Below are 3228 nucleotides of genomic sequence, written 5' to 3' on the forward strand. Positions count from 1 at the left end.
GCTGATGGTTTCGAAAAAGGCTTTGAGATTGTCTAAAAACAATTGCATGGCTTTCTCCTTTGTCTGTTTTATTTTTTATGCACTACTTTTTGTAGTGTCATGTAATTTCAGCACAGAATATTCAATAAGACAATATCTTTCTTTTTAAAAAGATTTTTGAGGTTTTACCCTAAAAAGATATCTATTTAGACCGGCCAGATTGTTTACAATCCGCTAAAAATAAAGGCTGCGGCCGAGATAAAATGCCAAATGAAAGTTAACCAACCATCAATTAAGACTGCAACAATTAAAATGACACAATCGACAAATGGCACATTATTGAAAAATACAAACACGCAAATCTTGTTTAAAAAAAGCCTCAGGCCGTCTGAAAGATGGTTTTCAGACGGCCTGAGGCTTGCTATTTATATTAATAAAGTCAGGTTGATGAATGTTGCTCAAGCAACTGCGCCAACACTCGGGCAAAGCGTTCCGTCGCGCCTTCACTGGTGTGCAAATACAGGGCGGGCTCGATGAGTTCCAATTCATTGAGCAGGAAGGTGTCGCCGACCAATGTGCCGTCCACTCGGGCGTAAACCGGCATTTGCGGCAAAGTGGCCAGTACGTTTTGCGCGGCACGGACGGCAAACTCGGGCGGCTCGATACCGAACACTGACACGCCATAGGCCGAGTTGGCGCGCCATTCGCCGTGTGGCGGCTGACGGCGTACGGCATGGCTGAATGTGCCGTTGAAAAACACCAGCGAGGTTTCGCCTGCTGTTTCGATTTCGCGGATATAAGGTTGAACAATCATGCCTTGCGGATAATCCGCCATATCCACGTCCAATGCCTCCGCACAAACTTTGACCACGCCTTTGCCGCTCTGCCCGAATGCCGGCTTGATGACCGCTTTCGTCCAGCCTTGTCGGTTCAGGATGTCCGCCAACTCGGCTTTTTGCGGCGGAACGAACACGCTGGGAATCACTCGCGCGCCGCGTTCTGCTAAATCGCACAAATAAGTCTTTTCCATATTCCAAGCCATCAGCTCGGGCGGATTGATAAAACGCTGCCCCGCCTGCTCGGCTTGCTCCAGCCATTGGCGGAAGGCTTCGGGTTCGGCGGCATAATCCCATGCACACAAAGGCAGCAAAAATGGCGCGGACGGATGGTTTTGCCACGCATCAAATACGGTTTTCACGCCCATGGTTTCCAAGCATGTCGCCAATGTTTTCAGGTTGTCCGATGGTTCGGGATAGGTTTGGCAGGTAATGAGTGCCAAAACGGTTTTCTCGGTCATGGTCGCCGCCTCATTGCTAAAACCAAAATTATATAGCAAAATCAAACCAAAAGATTTTTCAGACGGCCTGATACATGAGGCTGATTCTGATAAAATGGTCTCCCCTTTTTTCGTCGGAACATGCTCATGAAATCTTCTCACGTCCTTGTCTGGTTCCGCCGCAACCTCCGCCTGCACGACAATGCCGCGCTTAATGCCGCCGTTGCAAGCGGTTTGCCCATCGCCTACGTCTGGGTCAGCCAAAGGCCGTCTGAAAACCACAATCCGCGTCAAAGCCTGTTCCATTATCAAGCCGCGCAAGAGCTGCATACCCGTCTGGCGGCGCACCATATTCCTTTATATGTCGTCACCTCCGACGAAGACCTCCTCCCCTTGGCTGCTGTGCTCAATGCCCATACTGTCATCACAGACGAAGCCTACACCGAAGCCGAAATCCGCCAAGACAACCATCTCTGGCACAATTTCGACCGGGCAGGCATTACCCTGCAACACGCCAACGACCGCGGCATTTTGGCCAAATCCCCCCTTATGGATGCCAACGGCCTGCCCTACACCGATTTTGCCGCCTATAAACAAGCATGGTTGCAGGCTTATTCAGGACAAAGGCCGTCTGAAACCGAATTGCCTGTTCAAACCGGACAAAACGTTCCACTGTTTCCAGCCCATACCGGCGCGGTATTGCCTGCCTATCAACAAGGCGGCGAAACCGCAGCCTTAACGCAATGGCACGCATTCAAACAGAATTTGGTTCACTACTCGATTACCCAAAATTTTCCGGCACGAAAAAACACCAGCCTCCTCAATGCCTACCTGTCCGCAGGCTGCATTTCACCGCGCCTGCTGGCTGCCGAAGGCTTGGCAAACCGACATTTCGAATGGCTGGACAAGCTTATTTTCCGCGACTACTGCTACCAACTCGCCTACCACCGCCGCCTGCCCGAAACAACCGATGCCGCTCCGGTACGCGAATACTGGCGACTCGGCCAAACCGGCGTACCCATCATCGACGCCTCCATCCGCGGCCTCGAAGCCACCGGCCACTTACACCCCGTTCTCCAGCAGCTGTGCGCCCACTATTTCTGCCATGCCCTCAACTTCGACCCCAACCAAGGCATTGCGTGGACAGCCTCCGTCCAAACCTGCACCGACCCCGCGCTCAACCAAGCCAACTGGCACCTCGCCGCACAAGACACGGCCACCGTCCGCTATGCCCACCGTTCGCATCAAATCGATCCCGACGGCAGCTACATCCGCAGTTACGTCCCCGAATTGGCGCACCTACCGTCCACCCTCATCCACACGCCGTGGGCCGCCGCCGATGACATCGACACACACGGCTACCCCTTTCCCAAGGCCGTCTGAAACCTGCATTCACACCAAAAAACCACACTAAATACAGCTGAAAAACGTTCAAACAAAATATTTTGGTTTCAGATGGTCAAACAGATTGAATAGCCAAGATTTACACGGTAAACTTACGTCATTAAAAAATTTTATTATTTCATGACAATGAAACCCGCATTCGACATAAAAACGTCACGTTTGGACGTCTTATCCATCCATCTGCACACCGCAGATCTAACCGAATTGGAAGGATTCCTGCGCCAACTGGCAGGCCAATCCCAAGACGAATTCGTTCCCTTCATTTTAGACGTACAAGATTTCGACCACCCCGAATCCATCGATTTGGGCGGCATGATTTCCCTGTTTGCCCGTTACGGCATGCAAATCTTAGGGCTGCACCACACCAGCGACACATGGGCGGCAGCGGCGGCGCGTTACCACTTGGTATTCAAACAAGGCAACTCCACCCAAGCAGCCGACACACAGGCAGCGCCTGCCTCGCGCCAAGCACCGCAGCCGCAAGACGTACAGGCCACCGTTATCAACAATCCGACCGTATTGGTCAGCACGCCCGTGCGTACCGGCCAGCAGGTTTACGCTGAAAACGG

The 3228-nt window shown here is 52.1% G+C and carries 2 protein-coding genes and 1 pseudogene; 2 read left to right on the forward strand and 1 reads right to left on the reverse strand.

The annotated features are described in order from the left end of the window. Positions 1-418: 418 nt before the first annotated feature. Positions 419-1276 carry an ATP-grasp domain-containing protein gene (locus ACTHSP_RS19025; RefSeq protein ID WP_440346684.1) on the reverse strand — a complete coding sequence of 286 codons (858 nt, stop codon included), beginning with the start codon at positions 1274-1276 and terminating at the stop codon, positions 419-421. Between the two features lie 126 nt (positions 1277-1402). Between ACTHSP_RS19025 and ACTHSP_RS19030 the strand changes: the two genes are divergently transcribed. Beyond that, positions 1403-2638, forward strand: coding sequence for an FAD-binding domain-containing protein (locus ACTHSP_RS19030; protein WP_440346685.1), 1236 nt, complete (start codon positions 1403-1405; stop codon positions 2636-2638). A gap of 147 nt (positions 2639-2785) precedes the next feature. Further along, positions 2786-3228, forward strand: a pseudogene (locus tag ACTHSP_RS19035) (septum site-determining protein MinC); the annotation flags it as partial.

This window comes from Neisseria sp. P0001.S005 (assembly GCF_051963715.1).

What these genes read in the sequence shown, in the direction of transcription:
- ACTHSP_RS19025 (WP_440346684.1), bottom strand. Translation starts at nt 1,276, where the DNA reads ATGACCGAGAAAACCGTTTTGGCACTCATTACCTGCCAAACCTATCCC.
- ACTHSP_RS19030 (WP_440346685.1), top strand. Translation starts at nt 1,403, where the DNA reads ATGAAATCTTCTCACGTCCTTGTCTGGTTCCGCCGCAACCTCCGCCTG.